Source organism: Neolewinella antarctica (assembly GCF_011927835.1).
GTDB lineage: Bacteria > Bacteroidota > Bacteroidia > Chitinophagales > Saprospiraceae > Neolewinella > Neolewinella antarctica.
Window position 1 is genome coordinate 93,319 of record NZ_JAATJH010000009.1, and the last position, 21,822, is coordinate 115,140.

The window sequence follows — 21,822 nt, forward strand, 5'->3', positions numbered from 1 at the left end:
CTCAATCTAATCTTTTCGAACCTGAAAACTTACCACACTCAAAGGGTCACGTTTCGAGTGACTCTATTTATTAATCGTACTTAAACTAAAAAAAATGAATTATAAGAATTTACTTTTACTTTTTGCACTTCTTTCCACTACGGGGGCGCTTTTTGCTCAGAACGTACTGGTCATTGAGGGCGGCAGCGCGAACCCGGGCTCACTAGAGCTCGCCATCAACGGAGATACTACCAGTACCGGTGAGCGAGCCGATCCTAACCGAATCTACGAACTCAAAGCGGGCGAGTTTTACATCCAACGATCGGCGATTAACGTCAGTAACCCTACGGGGACGATTACCATCAGGGGCCAAGAGGGGGGGTCTAAACCCATCATCTTCAAACAACCGGTCAATGACCTGAACATTGGGACTAATGAAATCAATAGTAGTTTGACCATCCAGAATATTCAGTACCACAACCAAGAATCGGACAATTCTATTCCGGAGACCGCCTTCAACATCTCCGGAAACGATCGGAAACTGATCGTGGAGGAATCCTTCTTCGAAAATTGTTCGTTGATGATTTTCAACATGAACAACGTAAAGCAGGGAGCAAACGTGGAAATTCGGAATTCCTACTTCCGCGATTTTCACGACTTCGCGCAGTGGTGGGGCGGTAGGGTGCTAATGGCCAAGGTGCCGATCGACACCTTTATCTTCGAGAATAACACCGTCTCCGGAGGTGGCCTAACCGTTCTCGGTCAGAACTGCCTGTTTGATTATTCCGTAATCAATCACAATACCTTCATCAACAACCGTAAATACCCATTCTTGAACCAGTATTGGAGAGAAGCTTACTTCACCAATAACTTGTTCGTCAACGGAAACATGGTTGGCGAAGACCGGGAAAACGTGGCCGTTGGTGGGCAGGACCCCGATGCGTTGCTGCACGGCATCATTGGGGTAGATACCATCGAGAACTCCATTGCCCTCCCAAGCCGGTACTTAAATACTGACTCCACGCTAACGGACGAAATCGATGAGTTGTCGGACATCATTTTTTACGCGGCCGATAACGTAGTCGTTTCCAGTGCTACGCTGGACGACTACTACAATGGTGGCTTTAATTCAGAATTTCCCGACGCACCGACTTCTTATTTGAACTGGGGAGGCACCAACGGGGCATTTAAGGTAGTGAACGTACCCGGTATTTGGAAGAACGAAAGGACGACCGCCCTGCTTGACGACCACAAGAACTTGGTGGAGGAAAACAACATCATCTACGAATTTCGTGCCGAGGATTTAGGCATGGTTACGGAAGCGCTACCGCAGGAAGCCGCTGATCCTTTCATCCAGTGGAACCTCAATAAGTGGGGCGTGCCCGGTGTAGAGACCCCCACCAGACCGGAATACGTAAAGTATCAGTTTGGTGACTTTGATCCCCTGACCATCCCGGGCGTCGAAACCGAGTCGGCTGCGGCCGGATCGGGAGGAATTACGAAGATCTCCGACGTGTTGGAAGACTTTTCTTACACGAGAGACCTAACTTCCGTCAGCGATGGCTTACGGATCGGTGCGCTACACTGGAACGACGAAGACTACGACGCGGAAGCTTCCATAAAGGCAGTGAAAGATGCTTATCAGAAATCATTGACCAGCACGCAGGAGGTGGTGAGCGCGGATAATTTCAACCTAAGCAACGCGCCGAACCCCTTTAAGAATACAACCATGATTTCTTTCGATTTGAAGGAAAGCACGGCGGTAACGCTATCCATTTTTGATATTTCCGGAAGGGCGATCCAGACACTAGTCAGCAGCTCCCTGCCGGCCGGTACGCACACTGCGGAGTTCATGTCGGGTACGCACCCTAGCGGCACGTATTTCTACCGATTAACCACCGATAAGTACGTCACTAGTAAGACGATGATTTTATTGAAATGATGAACGCCGTGTGATTCTGAAGTAATTCAGGTTGCCCGTATTCACTGAGAAACGTAGCTTCGACACACTATCCATAGTGTGCCGGGGCTACGCTTTTTTATAAAACACACGCAGTGAATTATGGTACTGCGGATAGTAATAGTCCGTGGGGTGCTTCGGATCACCCCGGCCGTTCTTAAACACATTGCACCCGCGGCCACACCCCAAAATAGTAATGATTAGGCGCGGACGCGGGATGCAAAAATTATTCATAAAACAGGGTTTTCTACGCCTGGCTTCGTACGTAAATGCACCTTAGTACTGATGCATTTCTTTACCGTGCGTAAACCGGCCTCCCCCCGTGCCCTTTTCACGTATTGCCAGGTCGTCAGCGTATTGTACATTAGTCGTTGAGATAGCTTACACCGACCCTAGTGAACGGAAATTTGATGAGGTAAAGAATTATGTTGTGGCAAGCAGAAGGCCAGTTTTGAAGAAGATGCAGGTGATACAGATGCACATTGTGACCCAAATGCAGCCATAAGCTCGCGACTGACCTCACTTTTGTCTTCTAACGCGGATCCTTGCGGTGCATAAGTTCTCGAGGACTTAGTATATTGTAAATCTTGGATCAGCTTAACCCAGTGAGAATAGTGAGTCGAATTACCAAAAAGATGCTTAGAGTAAAGTCAGTTTTAATTCTTGTTCTAGCGTGGGTGCTATCACTATCCGCTCAAACGCGTGCGCTCGATTTTCAGCAACTGCCGCTCAAAATGGAATGGGCTAATATCGGGATCAACGATATTGCTCAAGACCACAAAGGCTTTTTGTGGCTGGCTACCTGGTCGGGGTTAGCGAAATATGATGGGTATAATCTAAAAATGTACCGACAGGAACCCGGCAGTGAGAATGGACTGCAAAGTAATAAGATTTCCTGTGTTTCCGAAGATAGTCAACAGCGCCTCTGGGTCGGGACACACTACGAAGGCTTATACCTGTACGACCCCAAAAAGGACGGATTCATTTCTTATCACCATGACCCAGTAGGGCTGAATAGCCTGAGCAACAATAATGTCTGGGCTATTCAGGAAGACAAAGATGGTTTCCTCTGGGTTGGTACGGAAAATGGGCTCAATCGTTTTGATTCTGCAACGGAACAATTCCTCCACTACAAGCAAAAGCCTGGTGACGAACGAAGCTTGAGTGATGACTTCATTTACGCGCTGGCTGAATCTACGGATGGGGAATTTTGGATAGGTTGCGAGATCGGTTTAAATCGCGTTGTTAGAAAAAAAGATGGCACTCCGGATTATTTTCTCCGTTACTCCTTGGCTCCCGAGGGCGTGAGCGAGGATGATTTTCTGCGGCACAACTTCATCGGCAGTATAACACCTTCTCTTCACGAGCCGGGCGTACTGTGGATCGGGACGAGTATCGGTCTGAAAAAGGTATATTATAGCAATGACGATAAAGCGGAGATTACTTACGAAACGTATTATCACGAAACAAATGATGAAAATAGCTTAAGCCACGGGTTCGTAACCACCGTTGTTGAAGATTGGCTACATGACCGGGTTTGGATCGGTACCTACAACGGGTTGAACGTACTAGATAAGAAGTCCGGAGAGTTTCAGCACTATTTTTCCAATAGTTTGGACCCGAGAAGCTTGAATAACGATAAGGTGGAAAAACTGTTTTTAGACCGGTCCGGCGAACTGTGGATTGGTACGAACGGGGGGACGAATCATTTGAACCTACGTGGGGAGCCTTTTCGCAGCATCCGGGTGGGAGAAAACAAGAACGAAATCAACAGCATCGTTACCTGCATGACGCCCGCGAACACCCGGTCGGGAACGTGGGTCGGGACGAATGGGGGAGGGGTTAACTACCTTTCTTTTGATTCGGCCGGCAACCTGTCAACCGAAGTTCAGCATTTCCCACTACGCCCACCTCTGGTTACTGATTTGGCCGATTTTATCTCGGACATCAAGGTCGACGGGTCGAATAATATGTGGATCGCCACCCAGGGGGCGGGGTTGATGAAAATTCAGGAATCGGATATCCCCGAAGAATCTAGCGTACTAACCCAGTTTTCTCACTTTACCAAAGAGAATGGTTTAGCGGATGACTACCTAATGACTCTATCAAAGTCGTCGGCTAACCGTATCTGGTTTGGGTATTGGGACGAGGGGATCGGGTTTTATGATCCTACGAAAGAGACTTTTGCGCATTTCACCCATACCAGAGATATGGAGGCGGATCTTCGTGAATTCCCGGCGGTACACCTCATCGAAACCATAGAAAATGGGAATACTTTCTTGTGGCTCGGTACTCGGGAGGGCGGTGTTTTTAAGTTGAAGTACGACTCACTATCTAATGAGCTCGACTTGATTAAGCACTACTTCTACGACATTGACGATGCTACTTCCTTAAGTAATGATGCGATTAGTTGTTTTTTTCAAAAAAGCAACAACGAGTTACTGATTGGTACCGAAAATGGATTGAACATACTTGACCTGTCAGACCACTCCTTTACGCACATTCTGGAAAAAGATGGGCTAGAGAATGCTGTAATTCAATCCATTCAGCAAGATGAAACGGGTAAGTTTTGGATCGGTACGCGAAAAGGTCTGTCCTCCATACCCTCTTCTTTAGATACTAGAGAAATAAAGAATTATAATGTTTACAACGGCCTGGAAGGAAACTTGTTGGATGATGAATCTTCCAGCGCTACCCCGAGCGGGCAACTGATTTTCGGGGGGGCGAATGGCGTAAATTACTTTCATCCATTAGCTGTCTTGGTGGACACAGTCCCTCCTGAGGTAATTATTACCGATTTTCGATTATTCAACCAATCTATTCCGATCGGGCGGTTGGAGGATGGGCGAACTTTACTGGAAAACGCCGTCTCGGAGACGACGAACATCGAGCTGTCCTACCGCGATAATGTGTTGGCTTTTGAATTTGTCGGGTTACAATTCGTGGAACCCCAAAAAATAAAGTATGCGTATAAGCTGGAAGGGTTTCAGGAGGATTGGGTGTACACGAATGCGGACCAGCGAATAGCTCATTATACCAACTTGCCGTACGACGATTTCGTCTTTAAAGTTAAGGCCGCAAATAGTGATGGCGTATGGAGCGAACCGGTCGCGATCGGGCTCACGGTACTTCCTCCAGTTTGGCTGACGACCTGGGCCTACATAGTATATGGACTATTATTCATGGTTTTACTGTACGGTATAAGCCGCTTGGCCCAAACCAGAGCGAAACTCAACCATAATCTAGAATTAGAGACATTAGAAAGAGAGAAGTTAGAGGAGGTCAACCACATGAAATCGATATTCTTTACTAATATTTCTCATGAGCTGAGAACGCCACTTACGTTGATCATCAGCCCGTTAGAGCAATACCTTAAAGATTATCAAGGCAACAGGACATTGTATAAGTCATTCGACCGAATGTACCATAATGCTAATCGGTTACTAACCATGATCAACCAAATACTAGACATCAAGAAAAGTGAGGCAGGCTTAATGAAATTGAAAGTAGCCGAAGGGAACTTTGTGCAATTTGCTCAAGAAATTGGCTTGTCGTTTAAAGAATTGGCTAAACAGCACGAAATCAAATTGACTTTTTCACCGGAAAAAGAGAGGATACCTTTGTGGTACGATAGAGACCAAATGGAGAAGTTATTTTTTAACTTGCTAACGAATGCCATAAAATTCACGCCTTCGAAAGGAAACATCGATGTTATAATAAAAGAGGTTACCCAGAAAGAGCTGTCCGCTATGCATCCTCGTGGTAACGTAGCTTATGCTGATTATTTACTCGTTGAGGTACACGATACGGGCGTAGGGATCCCGCAAGATCAATTGGCTTTAGTTTTTGACCGGTTTTACCAAGTCGAGAAAAACCAAGCGGTCACCAGGCAGGGGGGGACGGGCATTGGGTTGGCGCTAAGCAAAAGTATCGTCGAGGCACACCATGGTATCATTTGGGTGAAAAGTGAAGAGGACCAAGGGGCTTCATTCTTCGTTGCGCTGCCGAGAGAAGCCCACCATTTCGCCGAGGATGAAAAAATAATCGGATTCAAGAATAGTGAAAATATATCCCACTATCGTAAAGGGGCGTGGGTGGAAAAAGCCGTTGCCATTTCGGCGGAAGTTGCCGCCCCCGCTCCGGCTAACCCCGCGCTCGCGGTTGAGAAAAAGAGTATCTTAATCGTAGAGGACAACCGCGATATCCGTGCTTACCTCAGAGAAAATTTGTCGGCTCTCTTCGTAATTCACGAGGCGGGTGATGGAGTGGAAGGCGTAGAGAAAGCAAATAAGCACCTCCCCGATTTGATACTAGCGGACATTGCGATGCCAAAGATGGATGGAATTGAAATGTGCCGCCTGATTAAATCCACTATCGATACCAGTCACATTCCGGTAATCTTACTCACCGCAAGAACCTCCCTCATTTTTAAAATCGATGGTTTAGAAACTGGAGCCGACGATTACATCACCAAGCCCTTTAACATGCAACTGCTGTTGGCCAGAATTAATAACATCATTGATTCGCGCCAGCGCCTGAAGGAAAGGTTTACCAAGACATTTGACCTGAGCCCAACCGACTTAGTGCTTAATTCTTTGGACGAAACCCTGCTGACTCAGGTGAAGGTGGTCATAGAAAGCCACATTGACGACAGTGAATTTTCGGTTGAACAGCTGGCTACTTCATTGCTGATGAGTAGGATGCAATTGTACCGTAAGATGAAGGCCATCACCGGTAAGTCTCCGAAGAAAATAATCCTTGGGTTCCGTTTACAACGTGCCGCGCAGTTGCTCCAGAGCAAGCAGTACACGGTCGCCGAAGTAACCTATATGGTCGGTTACAACGACTTGAAGTCCTTCCGGAACCAGTTTAAAAAAGAGTTTGGTGTGAGCCCCGGAGCTTATGAGGATGCTTCCGTTACGGACGAGAAGTTAGATAGCGAACTGTAGCGTGCGTAGATATCAAGAGGCTCATTTCTGAGTAGTGCTCCACTAAGGGAAGTCGATCTGTGCTGTTGGCTTGGCACAAAAATTAGGTGTGACGCGGGCAAAAACGACCGTGCTCCATCCCATAATTTCGACTGCGCACGCTACTGGTGATGCCATAACGATGATTGATACCGCGCATCTCGCAGACACTTTTCCCATTTCCCTGGCACCCGCGCCCGCGCCCAACTAAAATTTTTGGAACTGAGATCGGGCGCTACTTCTCCATCATGGATCCTAAAGGGGCATCGGTAATTTGATTCCTGAGGCACACCTGCAAAGTAGTCGACGGGGGGATGATGCGGGATATATTTGGTAGCCAGTATAGCATTTGGCCTTGATAATCTGCAGATAGTGCAAATGCCCCCCCCTTTTGAAGGGTTTTCCTCTCTTTGGTGCTTGGCTCGCTCGGGATCTTGAGGGCAACGATTTTGATACTAGCAGACGAAATACCACGATGAGATTTAAACCAGTTTTCTTCCACGGGCTCCTACTGGCCTGTGTGTGTTTGTGGCAAACCTGCTCGGTGCGCGTGCCCGGTAAGTATCAACAGATCGCGACCGTCGACGCCGAAGCGACTAAGCAAACCAAGGCGTTGTTTGCGAACCTCAGGACGGTAGCTAAAGACCGAATTCTGTTCGGCCAGCAGGATGCTTTGGCTTACGGCGTGGGGTGGAAAGACTGGCATAAAATGAAATCCGACGTGGACGATATTTGCGGACAGCAGCCCGCCGTTTTTGGTTGGGACATGGGGCAAATCGGTAAAAAATCCTACAACCTCGATACCGTCGATTTTCAGCAGATGCAGGGCTGGATGAAACGGGTGTATAAAATGGGGGGAATAAACACGGTGAGTTGGCACTCGGAAAACTACGTGACCGGCGGGACCAGCTGGGATGTCGGTGATAGAGTGGTAGCCGCCATTTTGCCCGGTGGAAGTCACCACGGTGTCTACAAAAAAAGCCTGGATGATTTTGCTGACTTCATGGCCGACGTTGAAGTCGGTTTTCTTTTTAAGGAAAAAGTGCCGATCATCTTCCGCCCCTTCCACGAGCACACCGGCGGTTGGTTCTGGTGGGGGAAAGGTCACTGCACGCCCGAAGAATACAAGGCGATCTGGCAATTTACGGTGGAGTACTTGCGGGACGTGAAGGGGTTGGATAATTTACTGTACGCCTACTCCCCCGACGTATTCAGAGACGAAGCGCACTTTTTAGAATGTTACCCCGGAGATGCCTACGTGGATATTCTCGGGGTGGATAATTACTACGACTTCAGCGTTCGCGGAAACGTCGAGGACGTAGCTAAAAGGTTGAGGACCGTAGTAGAATTAGCAAACGAAAAGGGCAAGGTAGCGGCTCTTACCGAAACCGGCGTATCCGGCATCCCAGAAGATAAATGGTGGACGGAAAAGCTGCTGAAGCAAATCAAAACCGACCCGATCGCTTCCCAAATAGCCTGGGTTTTGGTATGGCGTAACAGTAGACTGGACCACCACTACGCTCCGTATCCCGGTCACCCGAGTGCACCCGACTTTATCGAATTTTGTAACGACCCGGTAATCATTATGGAGGATCGACTTCCGAAGATTTACGAACTGGACTAGCTGCCGTACACAACAAATCAGCATACCATGCAACTACACCTTATTGATGTACTCATCATTTTGGGTTATCTGATCCTAACCATAGGAATTGGATTTTGGATATCTAAAAAGGCCTCCAAGAATATCAAAAGTTATTTCCTGGGGGGTAATGAAATCAAGTGGTATTACCTTGGTTTATCCAACGCTTCCGGGATGTTTGACATCAGCGGAACGATGTGGATGGTAATGCTGCTCTTTGTGTACGGACTAAAATCAGTTTGGATTCCCTGGCTCTGGCCGGTTTTTAACCAGATCTTTATGATGATTTTCCTGTCGGTCTGGCTAAGGCGCTCGGGCGTGATGACCGGGGCGGAATGGATAAAATTTAGGTTTGGGGACGGCAAGGGGGCGAATTTGGCGCACATCGTCGTTGTGCTCTTTGCCGTCATCGTAGTGATTACTTACGTGGCTTACGGATTTATTGGGATCGGAAAATTTGCTTCCGCGTTCTTGCCGTTGGAGTTATCGTCCGTCCCCGCCACCAACGAAATGTACTACGGACTGATTTTCACCTTCTTCACCGCTATTTACGTGATCAAAGGTGGTATGTATAGTGTGGTATTTACGGAGGTGTTGCAGTACGTGATCATGACCATCGCCAGTATTGCCATCGGGGTGATTGCCATGCAGCAAGTATCTCCCGAGATGTTGGCGGAATTCATTCCCACGAATTGGGATAATATATTTTTTAGCTGGAAACTTGATCTGGATTGGACCGGGATCATGGACAGCGTGAACGATAAAATCAAGGATGATGGCTGGGAAATGTTCGGCATCTTTATTACGATGGTTCTCCTGAAGGGTGTGCTACAAAGTCTGGCCGGCCCGGCCCCGAGCTACGATATGCAGCGGGTGCTTTCCACCCGCAGCCCCAAAGAGGCAGCTAAGATGAGTGGATTTGTCAATTTGGTACTACTCTTTCCACGGTACATGTTGATTGCCGGATTAACCGTGCTAGCGCTGGTCTTTTACAGCGACGAGCTCAACCAGATGGGTGACCAGGTAGATTTCGAACAGATCCTACCGTTCGCCATCAAGAACTTCGTACCCGTCGGATTGCTCGGCATTCTGATCGCGGGTTTACTGGCCGCCTTCATGTCCTCCTTTGCCGCCTCCGTAAATGCCGCGCCCGCCTACATCGTCAACGATATTTATAAGCGGTACATTAATTCCAACGCTACTGACAAACAGTACATTAACATGAGCTACTTGGCCTCTGCGGCGGTCGTGATTGTCGGGACCTTGTTTGCCTTCATGCTCGATTCTCTTAACAACATAATCGACTGGTTGGTCGCCGCCCTTTACGGTGGATATACGGCTGCCAACGTGCTGAAATGGTACTGGTGGCGGTTCAATGGGTTCGGCTACTTTGCGGGGATGGTCGCCGGTATTTTAGCCGCGATGATCTTGCCCTACGCCCTGCCGGAATACTCGGCGCTGGAAGCCTTTCCGATCAACTTTGGTTTCTCGCTGACCGCCTGTATCGCGGTTAGTTTCCTGACCGAACCGGATGACGTTGAAGTGCTCAAAAACTTTTACCTTAGAACACGGCCCTGGGGTTTTTGGAAGCCGATTCATAATGAATTACTGAGTAAGTACCCGAACCTCGAAAAAAATAATGATTTTGGTAGAGATATGCTGAACGTAGCCGTCGGAATCATTTGGCAAGTAGCCATTACCGCCGCGCCAATCTTCATGATCATTCGGCAGTGGGATTCTTTCCTGATTAGCATGGGCGTAGCCATATTGTGTACCGTGATCTTGAAATATAACTGGTACGATAAACTGGAAGATTATCCCGTAGAAGTACGAGATTCCATACCAGAATAACCGCAAAGGTTAATACAATATAAAACCGATCACACGCTTCTTGTCCGATTGAAGCGATGACGTGAGATTTGTCAACATCGTGCAAGTCATTTCCATACACGCCCGCAAGCGGATACGGACGGACGATGAGTGACTAATTGATGCCACCAAACCTATTCCCATTTAGCTCCATTAAAAGGAAACTCCCCCAAAATAAAATTATATGAATACATTCAATAAAAGAAAAGAAGCGCTACTTAAGCACCACAAAACTCTAATCACGCGCAAAAACGAACCCGAGCCGTTGAGCAACGGTATTTTTAACCGTTGGAAGTATCCAATCCTAACCGCCGAGCACACCCCCGTCTTTTGGCGGTACGATTTTACCGAAGCTACCAATCCTTTTTTGATGGAACGGCAAGGCATTAACGCCGCCTTCAACTCAGGTGCCATCTATTGGAAGGGAAAATACCTGCTGGCGGTAAGGGTAGAAGGCAATGATCGGAAGTCGTTTTTCGCAATTGCGGAAAGCCCGAATGGCGTGGATAATTTCCGGTTTTGGAATTACCCCATCACCTTGCCGCAAACGGAAGAGCCGGACACGAACGTCTACGACATGCGCCTCACCGCCCACGAAGACGGTTGGGTGTACGGCCTGTTCTGTACGGAAAGAAAAGATAAAACTTTGCCCCTCAATACTTCCGCCGCGGAAGCGCAGTGTGGCATCGCCCGCACCAAAGACTTCTTGACTTGGGAACGTTTACCCGACCTGATTACTCACTCCGGGCAGCAGCGTAACGTGGTGCTACACCCTGAATTTGTCGATGGTCAGTACGCCCTGTACACCCGTCCACAGGATGGTTTCATTAGCGTAGGTGGTGGTGGTGGGATCGGCTGGGGTCTAACCGCCAGCATGGAAAACGCTGAAGTCACGGAGGAAGTGATCGTCGACCAAAAGGTATACCACACGATAAAGGAGGTGAAAAATGGTCAGGGGCCCGCCCCCATTAAAACACCGGAAGGCTGGTTGCACCTGGCCCACGGTGTTCGTAACACGGCTGCCGGACTCCGGTACGTTCTCTACGTATTCATGACGGATCTAGACGAACCCTGGAAAATGACGCACGCCCCCGGTGGTCATTTCATCGCCCCACAAGGTGAAGAGCGGGTTGGTGACGTCTCTAACGTAGCTTTCAGTAACGGTTGGATTGTAAACGACAAGGATGAGGTATTTATTTATTACGCTTCGTCCGACACCAGAATGCACGTAGCTACCTCCTCGATAAAGCAATTGCTGGATTACGCGATGAACACCCCGGAAGACGGACTGCAATCCGCCAAAAGTGTATTCCAGAGAAATAAGCTCATCAAGAAGAACCTGAGTCTGTCCATGTTTAAAGATGTCTCCTCGTAAACACCTAAATACCCGCTCATACCATGCAAAATGTTATTACAGACACCAGAGAATCAATTCTCAAAAAGGAAATGCAAACCGAACTCAACGAGCTACTAAGCTGGTGGGTCGAGCACATGGTCGATAAGGAAAACGGTGGCTTTTACGGTAGGATGGACGGGCAAGGAACCCTGCACAAAAACGCCGACAAAGCAGTTATTTTACATACGCGCTTACTGTGGACTTTTGCTACCGCAGCCGTACAAACAGGTAGTGAAGAGCACCGGCGGTGGGCGAATTACTTATGGGAGTATTGTAGTGAGAATTTCATTGACCAAGTCAACGGCGGCGTGTTCTGGATGCTGGACGCCGAAGGAAATCCAATCAATACCAGAAAACAAATTTATGCGCAAGCCTTCGCCATCTACGCTTTTGCCGCTTATTACGAGTTGACCAAAGATGAGGAAGCACTACGTCAAGCCATGGAGATTTTTTGGTTGATCGAGCGCTACAGCATCGACAAAACGGAAGGGGGGTACATTGAAGCATTCGATCATTTCTGGCGACCCATCGACGACATGCGGTTAAGCGATAAGGACCAGAATACGGCCAAAACGATGAATACCCACCTCCACGTTTTGGAAGCCTACACTTTGCTGTGTAAGGTCAATCCACTCCCCGTGGTCAAAGAAGCACTCACGGACCTCGTCAATTACTTCATCGATAGGTTCATCGATCCGAACACTCATCACCTGCATTTATTTTTCGATAAGCACTGGAACGTCCAGTCCGACGAAGTGTCCTTCGGTCACGATATCGAATGCAGTTGGTTACTCTGGGAAGCCGCGGAGGTCAGCGGTGATGAGGCGTTGATCGAGAAAGTGAAACGGGTGTCGGTCCAGATGGCTAGGGTTACGCTGGAAGAAGGCCTGGATGAGGACGGGTCCTTGTTTAACGAGCGCTTCGCGAACGGACATTTCGATACGGATAAGCACTGGTGGCCACAAGCTGAGGCAGTAGTGGGGTTTTACAACGCGGGCGTGCTGTCCGGCAACCAGGCATACATCACGGCGGCGTTCGATTGCTGGGCGTTCATTAAACAGCACCTTAAGCGAGGGGAGCAAGGGGAATGGCACTGGCGGGTCGACCAACAACTGGTGCCCGGGCTAACCGACGACGTTGGCGGACCGTGGAAAACACCTTACCACAACGGTAGGATGTGTATGGAAATGGCTACGCGGTTAAAGTAACGTACGGGATAAACCGGTATTCACTTTCGCGGGGGATAGACGTGCGTTTATCGACCAATTAAATGCAATAGACGCTACTTATGTGAAGCGTGTTACCAATCCCACTCCGTATCGTGACACTGCCCCCCTTAAGGAAGTATATCGCTGAGATACCTTGATGGAGTCAACTACAATTTGCGGTAAGCTCCGTACGCGTCCAGCGAAATCTTTGCCAGCCCTCATTTAGTGCTCGTCAATTACAATAAATGGGGCAGCAAATCTAGCACGACGATTATTTATAGTAAACCCCATCGGTCACAAGCCGGTCTTTTCAATTCAATCAACATGAAATCAACTTTACACTACATCAGCCTACTGATACTAGCAAGCGTTCTTACCTCCGGAGCCCTCTTTGGGCAGTGCGATAATTCTATCATCAGCAACGGTAGCTTTGAAGAAGGCACCTCTACTGGCTGGGGGACGTGGCACAACAACTCCCCCAATTCCTACAGCTTCGAAACCAGCACTGAAGCCAATACCGGTTCAAGTAGTGCTGCAATTAATATCCTGGTCCCTACCGACCAGATTCCTGGTACGCAAGGAGCGGAATACAATAGTCGCCCGCAAACCAACCCCGTCGTTGCTGGAGAAGAGTATACGATCCGGTTTTTCGCAAAAAGCACCGTGGACAGCACCAAAGTGACCTTTTTCCTCAAGGATGAGTTCGACGGCTTCAAGCAACTTCACGGCGACACGGATACCGTCGGAACCGAATGGACCGAAATAACTTCCACGTGGACGGCGGACTCCAGCCGGGCCGACATTCACCTGGAAATCAAGGTGTACAACGCGGATTTCGACCAACCTTATAGCCTTTACATTGACGATGTATCCGTTTGCCCCCCCGCGGAAGTGGTGTCATCCAATACCTGCGCGGATAATCTCGTAGCTAACCCAGGCTTCGAAGACGGCGCCACCACAAGTTGGGGAACCTGGCACGGCGGGACGGAAAGCGATTATGCTTTCTCCACCGGCACGGAAGGGTACGTCGGCAACGCAAGCGCCAAGATTAGCGTGCTCAAGCCCGGAGCAGAATTGAATGGCACGGGTGAGTTTAATAGCCGCCCCCAGGTGTCTCCCGTTGTCGCCGGGCAGAACTATGAAGTGTCCCTTTACGCCAAAAGCACTCTGGCCGATACCAAGTTAGCCGTATTCGTAAAGGACGAATTCGACGGTTTTGCGACCATTGGTAACGTGGAAATGGAAGTAGGGACGGAATGGACTAAAGTGTCCTTCACCTTCGAAAACGAAGTAGCCCGGGATGACGTCCACGTTGAAATAAAAGCAATAAGCAAGGACTTCACTGAAGCGTACGATATTTGGATTGATGAAGTATCCATCTGTGCGGTAGAAGGGGAGCCCGGTGACGGAGGTGGTGAGGAAGTACCCACGCCGACCGTCTTTGGCGAAAGCTCAACTACCGTGACCTGTTCGAGCAACCTCAGCCAGGAATTTGCCGAAGATGACATGATGAACGACGGCATGGGCTGGGACATATTTGACGGCAACGATACGGCGGACGTCGCCGTCTTCGAGCTCGATCCAGTTCTCCCGTATTCCGGGGATAATTCATTACGTATTGACGTAAATGCGGATAATGATGTCGCTAATTTTCACCACCGGTTTGGTCAGGATATTACTTTAGAATCCGGAAAGGAATACACGATTACGATGTGGATGCGCTCAAATGTTCCCGCCGGTGATTCCCTACGCGCCTTTACGCGCGTCGTTCGCGACCCCGAATTTGACGCTCAGTTTGCCGTTAATTTCGTCACCACCAGTAACGATTGGCTTAATTATTCTTATACCTTCGTCGCCGGTGACGACTGGGATAATGGGTTTGTGGAGATTAAATTCCTCCGCATGAACGGCTTTACCGCTGCGTATTCCGTTTGGGTAGACGACATCCAGCTGTGCGATTCCGGCGACGCCATCACGCCCACTAATGATCTAGCCGACCTCGGCGTTTCTTTGACGCTGGCCCCGAATCCCTCCGTACCAGGTATTAATAGCCATTTAAATTTGATTTCGGAGCGGTCGCTAACTAATGCCGGTTTAACGCTCGTCGATATGCTCGGCCGCAATGTCTGGAGCCAATCTACCAATATTATTTCGGGTGAGCAGCGCATTGAAATACCTACCGGCGGTTTGGCCGCGGGTATGTATTTCCTTAATATTCACCATCGGGGCAACGTAAAAAACCTCAAGCTTCAGGTTTCCGGAAGCCGCTGATTGTATAACGGGGGCGCTGTCGCGGGTGCAATGACGTAGGTAAAGCAAGGGTAATAAGGTAGTACGAAATGTACTACGCCCTATTACTGCTTTTACGGTTACTACCTTGCATCTACGATATCGCCCCATTATTTTTATATCTATATTAATTACCCCACCAGCCCCTCGTTAATATGGCCCGTCTACTGCTGCTGCTAGTCGCACTATTACCATTATCCTGCGGTGAACGCGACGCATCTCCCGCCGTAACGCCAGATTTAGGCCGCCCGAACATACTTTTCATCCTGACCGACGACCAGGGCATCGGCGACTTATCCCTCCACGGCAACGACTCCATCCGTACCCCGAATATGGATGCCTTACTAAGCTCCGGCGCAAAATTCAACCGCTTCTACGTCAGCCCCGTCTGCGCGCCGACCCGCGCCAGTTTCCTCAGTGGATTGTACGCACCCCGCACGGGCGCCGTCTTCGTCACCCGCCGCCGGGAAACGATGGACGACGCCGTAATAACCATCCCCGAACACCTGAAAAAAGCCGGCTACCGCACCGGACTGTTCGGTAAGTGGCACAACGGGGCGACCAAGCCCTACGATCCGGCAGGGCAGGGTTTCGACGAGTTTCTGGGCTTCACGCTCGGCCATTTTAACGATTACTTCAACGGCGAATTGGAGAACGAAAACAACGAAGCTGTTCCCTTCAGCGGCGACCTGACGCAAATACTGACCGACACCGCCGCCGCCTTCATGCTCGAAGACACCGATCAGCCCTTCTTCACCATGCTGACCTATCAGGCCCCGCACACGCCCGTCCAGGTAGCCGACAAATACTGGGACGCCGTCAAAACTCGCGGCCTGACCGACTACAACACCGGCATCTACGCCATGATCGAATCCATCGACGACCGTATCGGCCAACTACTCGAACGACTTGAAGCCGCCGGCAAACTCGACAACACCATCATCGTCTTCAGCACCGATAACGGGCCCAACGGCGATCGTTACCGAATGGGTTTTAAGGGTGTTAAAGGCCAGGTGGACGAGGGCGGCGTGCGCGTACCGTTCGTGATCAAATTCCCGGGCGAACACCTTGCCAACGGAGTGCAATATGACGTTGCCGCCGCCGCCCACATCGACCTGCTGCCAACCCTGCTCGAAGCAGTTGGCCTACCCGTTCCCGCCGGGCTCGACGGCCGTAGTCTAATCCCTTTGCTAACGCTGGACGCGACACAGGGATTCTCACCCGGAGATCAGACCGATTCGATCCTCCGTTCCTCTTTCTTCCGCGACATCTATGCCTTCAAACAGGGCTACGATTTCAAACCCTACCCGGGCAGTATGCGCTCCGGCGAAAACCTGTACGTACTGCGAAGCCCGGGTGAACACGAACTGTATAACCTGCGTAGAGATACTGGGCAAACCAATAACCTGTACACTGCCGAAACGCCGAAAGCCATCAACGATGAGAACTACACCGAGCAGGACCTGACGGGAAACACCGGCCAGCAAATGGCCCGCCGCTACGCCGCTTTCGCCGCCACCGTGGCCCGCCCCGACTTGGTTGCTCCACCGATAAATCTAGATGCCGCCGCCGGCCCGGTCCACTTGCTCGCCCACGAAGGAGAACCGCTCGGTAAAACACATTTCAACGATGAATACGGCTGGGCAAACGACTGGTTCGTCGATCTCGATGCGGAGGGAGCCGTCTGGCCCGTCGTTACTACCAAAGAGAGAACTTACGTAGCCGTCATCAAGTACCACAACGACGAAGCGACCAGCCGCACCATCCGGTTATTATCGGATTCCGGAGCGGATTATTCTGCCGAGCTACCCCGTTTCGCGACCGAGCAAATACCCGTGGCTGACCGTACGAAACGTAAAGAAGTATATCCGCGTAGCTGGGGGGAGTTCCGTACGGAACAAGTGGTTATTCCGGCGGGAACTACGGAACTACGGGTAGCTACCGACGGAAAGCCCGGCGTCTGGGTAAAAGAAATTACCTTACTAGAAGTCAGTCGTTAAAGTTCTTCTCACCAATCTTTTCCCGACCCACATCCGGAATTCTCCCCCGTCTGCAAGCGCCGCATCGTCTGCTTCTCCGCTTCCGCCGCGATTTCTAATTGCCGCTCCGCCTCCGCCCGGCTCATGCGCGGTGTCTGCTGGTCGGCGTTCGGCTGGCCCTCTTCGGAGGCTTGCCCCTGTTCGCTGTTCTGTGACTCCCCGTCCTGCGGCTTTTGATCCTCCGGCTCCCGGTCGGACTGCTGGTCGCCCTGGCTTTCCTGACCGTCTTCGCCTTCGTTCGGGTCGCCCTGGCCGCCTTCTTGCTCCTGCGGGTCCTGGTCGTCCTGTTCCGGCTTGTCCTCCTCATCTTGGTCCTGCTGTTGCTCTTCCTGCGCCTGCATCTGGCGAATGGCTTTGCTCAGATTGTACTTCGTTGCCTTGTCGTCGGGGTTGATACGCAGCGACTGTTTGTAACTCTCCACCGCCTCCTTATACTGTTCTTGTTGGTACTGCGCGTCGGCTAAGTTGCGGTAGGCACTACTTCGAATATCGGGTCTTTCAGAAAGGCTAGCGGCCTCCTCGTAGCGCTTGGCGGCTTCCTCAAAATCCCCCTGCTCGTAGAGTGCGTTACCGGAATTGTAATTACCCTGGGCGCTGTTCTCCGCTTCGAGCGCATTGGCGTATTCCCGACGAGCTTCGTCGAAGTTCTTGTCCTTGTAAGCCTTATCCCCCCGCCGTAGCGCATTATGGCCGGCCTGCGCGGACAGACTAGTAGAAACTAACAAGCAGCAGAGAATCAATAATTTCTGGATCATACTAATACTGTTTTCCCCGGCTAAGCCGGAACGGGTTCCTTGCTTCTTAACTAAGCAGCCTTGCACCTGCGACCGCGCCTTAATCTCTACAAGGGTGCAACACTTCTTCCTCTCTCCTCCTCTTTTTCTTCCTCCACTTCCTCTGGCGCACGAAGCACTGCGAAGCAAAACCCGCGGAGCGCTGACGGGGGCAAACCAGCGTCAGGCCACCCACTAACGCCCCATAATCCGCTCCAACACCCGCCGCTGAGAAAACAAACTACAATGCCCCTCCATCGCCACAAACTCAATAACCGCATCCGAAGCCGGCCCGGTAGCCTGCTTAAGAAACGCATCATACTCCCGCAGCGCATTATTCAGGTAATAATTATCCATATCCCCCATCCAGACGTACACCTTGCCGGCCAGTTTCGGACCGAGCGTCGGCCAGTTTTCCTTCGTATGCTTAAGTAGGTCAAACTTCTCCCACTCCTTCACCACCGCCGGGTCGATGACGCCGCTGACCGGATCGAAAACGGGTTTTGGCAAACCATCCGCACCCCGACCACTATACACCGCGTTCCAGGCACCCCACTGACTCTTGGAGCTGGTGTAGGACCCACTACCCGACACGACGTTCTCGTCGCTCACTTCCCGTTTGACCGACAGCGTCGGACGACCGTTTATTGTGCGGTGAGTGGGGGTGAGGTAGCCGTCGCGGTTGTAAAAAGCGTTCTCGTCCTCGTAAAGGTTGATGAGTTGCATCCAGTTAAAAGAGACTGGGTCCGGGCTGTAAGAATAGACCGCGCCGAACGAATCCGGGTAAAAGGTCATCAACGCTAGCGATACCCAACCGCCGGTCGAGCAACCATCCACGAACCGGTTCTCCGCGCCCGGAAGGACCCGGTAGTCAGCTTCTATAGCCGGGATCAATTCCTCGATCAGCGCATCCCCGAACGGACCGCTGTTGGCGGAGTTGAGTTGGTAGTTGTCGCCGTAGGGTCCGTCGCTGTCCAGGAACACGGAGATAACGTTCGGGCCTTCGTCGGCCCCGTACCAATCCATAAAACCCTGCTCTTCCACCAGTCTTTGCACCCGCGTGAAGCGCCCGCCATACCCCGCTACGTTGTAACGGATCGGATACCTTTTGCCTGGGTTAGCCGCGTATCCGGCCGGAAGCAAAACCGCAGCTTTGACCAGTACGTCGGCACCGTGAAAAGTGGATAGCGCCAGACTGCGCATCTCAAATGAATGGACCAGGTCGGTTTCAACCAAGACCGGTTCTCGCCGCGCTTCGGTGAGCACAAGCGATGCTTCACCATTACCGAATTCGATCGCTTTCTCTTCGCTCCGCAGGGTGTTTGGCAAGCTATCGGAGATTGGGTATTGCTTCTGGTGGTACTCCGCCCAGACGGTGTAACGACCGGTCGTTAATTCAGAGAATTTATTGTCTCCGCTATTGGTCCAGTTATCAGACGAACGAATCGTCACGGCACCACCATCTAATCCTTTTATTGACACACCGAAGGTTTCTGACTTCCCTGCCTCGTCTTTGACGTGAATCACCAATCGCCCTTCCGGCCGCGTTTCCTTTTGCAGCTTATCGGCTACTTTCACGACGAAGGCTGTGCTATTGCCACCGACTTGCGCCTCGGTCGCGCAACTCAGAAAGCCCAGGGCCAAAACGATAAAGAGAATTCTGTGCATCATCATATTTCAAATTTTGCAGCCTGCCGCCCATCCTTCCGCCCCAACGCAAACTCAACTAATAATAACAAAATCGCCGGCCCCAAAAACCAGTAAAAATAGCTATCGTAACTAGAAAACGACTGGCTCTCGAACTCCTGCTTCTCGATCCGATCCACCCGCGCCTTGATTGCCGCGGCCAGCGCGCCCGAATCTCCCGTTAGCGGAAAATACTGCCCGCCACCCGCACTCGCAATCGCTTCCATCGTCGCCGGATCGGCCGACGTCGTTGCCGCCCCGCCACCGGATGCCCGCACGACGTCCTGCCGCCCGTCCGCCAAGTTGATGCGCATCAGACTGCCACTTTCCGTCCCGACGCCGATGGTGTAAATCAGTAATCCTTTTTCGTTGGCCGCCCGTGCCGCCGCTACCGCCGAGCCATCGTGGTCCTCCCCGTCAGAGATCAGGATCAGCGCCCGGTGGTTCGCACTCGTCTCATCAAAAGCCGCCTCCGCCTGCTCGATGGCCGAGCCGAGGTTAGTGCCCTGCGCCGAGATCTGGTAAGGCCCCGCCGAAGCGATGACTGACTTTACGAACGCGTAATCCGTCGTCAGCGGTGCCTGCATGAGCGAGGTGCAAGTGAATAGCTCCACGCCGATGTTGTTACCCGTTAGTTCCGTCACCAGCGCCGTAGCGAAATACCGGGCCCGCTCCATTCGGCTCGGTTGCACGTCTTCGGCCAGCATCGAATTCGAAATGTCCAGCCCGATTACCACGTCGATGCCCCGCCGCTTGATCTCCTCCCGCTCGGCCGACCACTGCGGGTTCGCCATCGCAAACGACAATAAAGGAATGGATAGGAGCAGAAGCGCAAACTTCGTCCACGGCAGCCGCCGGTTCATGCCCGGGGCGAGGTGATCGAGCAGTTCCGTATCCGCAAAGCGGGCCAGGGCGGCGCGGCGGCGGTTCCAGTACCAGAGGAAAAGACCGAGTAGGATTGGGACTAGGGCTAGTAACCAGAGGTATTCGGGGGATTGTAGGCGGAACATGTGTCGGTCTGTGGTCTAAAGTCTGTGGTCTGGCGGATTGTGATTCGCAAATTACGGGGTCTGGCACTAATTGGTGGTTTACTGGGGTAATTAGCGCTCGTATCGCACAAAAAAAACGCCCGCTAACTTAAGTCGGCGGGCGTTTCTTCAATAATTCTATGGCGGGCTTACTCCCGGTTAGCCACTAACGTGATCTGTAGGCCGAGTTCGTCACTGATGATCTTGTCCTTGACTTGTTGTACGATGCTGTTGCCGTAAGACACGCCCCAGTCGTTCCGGTCGATGGTGAACTTCGGCGTTTCGGCCGTCATTTTGTCGCCATCAATGGTGATGGTAGCGGGGATCGTTACGGAGCGCTCCTTACCCTTCATCGTGAGGTTGCCGCTGATCATGTGGGTATGATCGGTCGCTTCCATGGGGGAGATCTTTACCAGGTTGAAATCCGCCGTCGGGTACTGCGCTACGTCGAAGAAGTCGGGTGCCTGGAGGTGGCCGACGAGTTTTGCGCCGTCTTCCTCGGGCAAGTCGGTGTTGACCATTTTGCTCATGTCCATGGAAAACTTGCCGGAAACGATGTTACCGTCTTCGGTCGTGACGACCATGCGTCCGTCCTCTACGGGGATGGTGCCCTGGTGGCCGCCACCTACGGCTTTCGTGCCTTCCCAGGTAATCATGCTGGCGCTGGGGTCAACCACAAACTCCGCGGAAGCCATTGCCGTGGAATTGCCGTCGCCGTCCGCGAGCGCATCGCCGGAAGTGACTTCGGTGCCCTCGGGGCTACCGCCACATGCGACGAAGAAAAGGGAAAGGAACAGGAGGGAGAATAAATGTTTCATTGAGTGAATTTTGTGTGAATAGTGATTAACGAGAAACCACCGATTTGTATTTGATGTACCTACAACGTTTTTGGAGTGGCGTGGTTGAACGGTTTAATAATTATTACGCGACTGGTTCACGTAAGAGATTGTAACCCTCCGAGAAGTAAGTTATGGGAACACAAAAAG

General features: G+C 51.0%; 12 protein-coding genes. 8 read left to right on the plus strand and 4 right to left on the minus strand.

The window, feature by feature from the left end:
- The first annotated feature begins 94 nt into the window (after positions 1-94).
- The 8 genes from GGR27_RS18290 (at position 95) to GGR27_RS18325 (ending at position 17,310) form a co-directional block, all read left to right on the plus strand.
- A complete protein-coding gene (locus tag GGR27_RS18290; protein ID WP_168040038.1) occupies positions 95-1,921 on the plus strand; it encodes a T9SS type A sorting domain-containing protein in 1,827 nt (608 codons plus the stop codon).
- Positions 1,922-2,553: 632 nt separating this feature from the next.
- The gene (locus tag GGR27_RS18295) at positions 2,554-6,888 is read left to right on the plus strand and encodes a hybrid sensor histidine kinase/response regulator transcription factor (RefSeq protein WP_168040040.1); all 4,335 of its coding nucleotides are present in this window, start codon (positions 2,554-2,556) and stop codon (positions 6,886-6,888) included.
- A gap of 493 nt (positions 6,889-7,381) precedes the next feature.
- Positions 7,382-8,530 (plus strand): glycoside hydrolase family 26 protein, encoded by a 1,149-nt coding sequence (locus GGR27_RS18300; protein WP_168040042.1) that lies wholly within the window; start codon positions 7,382-7,384, stop codon positions 8,528-8,530.
- A 27-nt stretch (positions 8,531-8,557) separates the two neighbouring features.
- Positions 8,558-10,399, plus strand: a complete 1,842-nt coding sequence (locus GGR27_RS18305; RefSeq protein ID WP_168040044.1) for a sodium:solute symporter family protein — start codon at positions 8,558-8,560, stop codon at positions 10,397-10,399.
- Between the two features lie 202 nt (positions 10,400-10,601).
- The gene (locus GGR27_RS18310) at positions 10,602-11,792 is read left to right on the plus strand and encodes a glycoside hydrolase family 130 protein (RefSeq protein ID WP_168040046.1); all 1,191 of its coding nucleotides are present in this window, start codon (positions 10,602-10,604) and stop codon (positions 11,790-11,792) included.
- A 71-nt stretch (positions 11,793-11,863) separates the two neighbouring features.
- A complete protein-coding gene (locus GGR27_RS18315; protein ID WP_209037995.1) occupies positions 11,864-13,021 on the plus strand; it encodes an AGE family epimerase/isomerase in 1,158 nt (385 codons plus the stop codon).
- A gap of 324 nt (positions 13,022-13,345) precedes the next feature.
- Complete coding sequence (locus GGR27_RS18320) at positions 13,346-15,292, plus strand: carbohydrate binding domain-containing protein (RefSeq protein WP_168040050.1); 1,947 nt, start codon at positions 13,346-13,348, stop codon at positions 15,290-15,292.
- A 173-nt stretch (positions 15,293-15,465) separates the two neighbouring features.
- Complete coding sequence (locus GGR27_RS18325; RefSeq protein ID WP_168040052.1) at positions 15,466-17,310, plus strand: sulfatase-like hydrolase/transferase; 1,845 nt, start codon at positions 15,466-15,468, stop codon at positions 17,308-17,310.
- A gap of 8 nt (positions 17,311-17,318) precedes the next feature.
- Here the strand turns inward: GGR27_RS18325 and GGR27_RS18330 are convergent, their stop codons facing one another.
- The 4 genes from GGR27_RS18330 to GGR27_RS18345 form a co-directional block, all read right to left on the minus strand.
- Positions 17,319-18,104: a tetratricopeptide repeat protein gene (locus tag GGR27_RS18330; protein ID WP_168040054.1), complete on the minus strand. Its 786-nt coding sequence runs from the start codon at positions 18,102-18,104 to the stop codon at positions 17,319-17,321.
- Positions 18,105-18,317: 213 nt separating this feature from the next.
- A complete protein-coding gene (locus tag GGR27_RS18335) occupies positions 18,318-19,796 on the minus strand; it encodes an alpha/beta hydrolase (protein WP_168040056.1) in 1,479 nt (492 codons plus the stop codon).
- Positions 19,793-20,818, minus strand: coding sequence for a VWA domain-containing protein (locus GGR27_RS18340; protein ID WP_168040058.1), 1,026 nt, complete (start codon positions 20,816-20,818; stop codon positions 19,793-19,795). The genes GGR27_RS18335 and GGR27_RS18340 overlap by 4 nt, the downstream gene beginning before the upstream one ends.
- 167 nt (positions 20,819-20,985) lie before the next feature.
- Positions 20,986-21,654 (minus strand): YceI family protein, encoded by a 669-nt coding sequence (locus GGR27_RS18345; RefSeq protein ID WP_168040060.1) that lies wholly within the window; start codon positions 21,652-21,654, stop codon positions 20,986-20,988.
- Between the last annotated feature and the right edge of the window lie 168 nt (positions 21,655-21,822).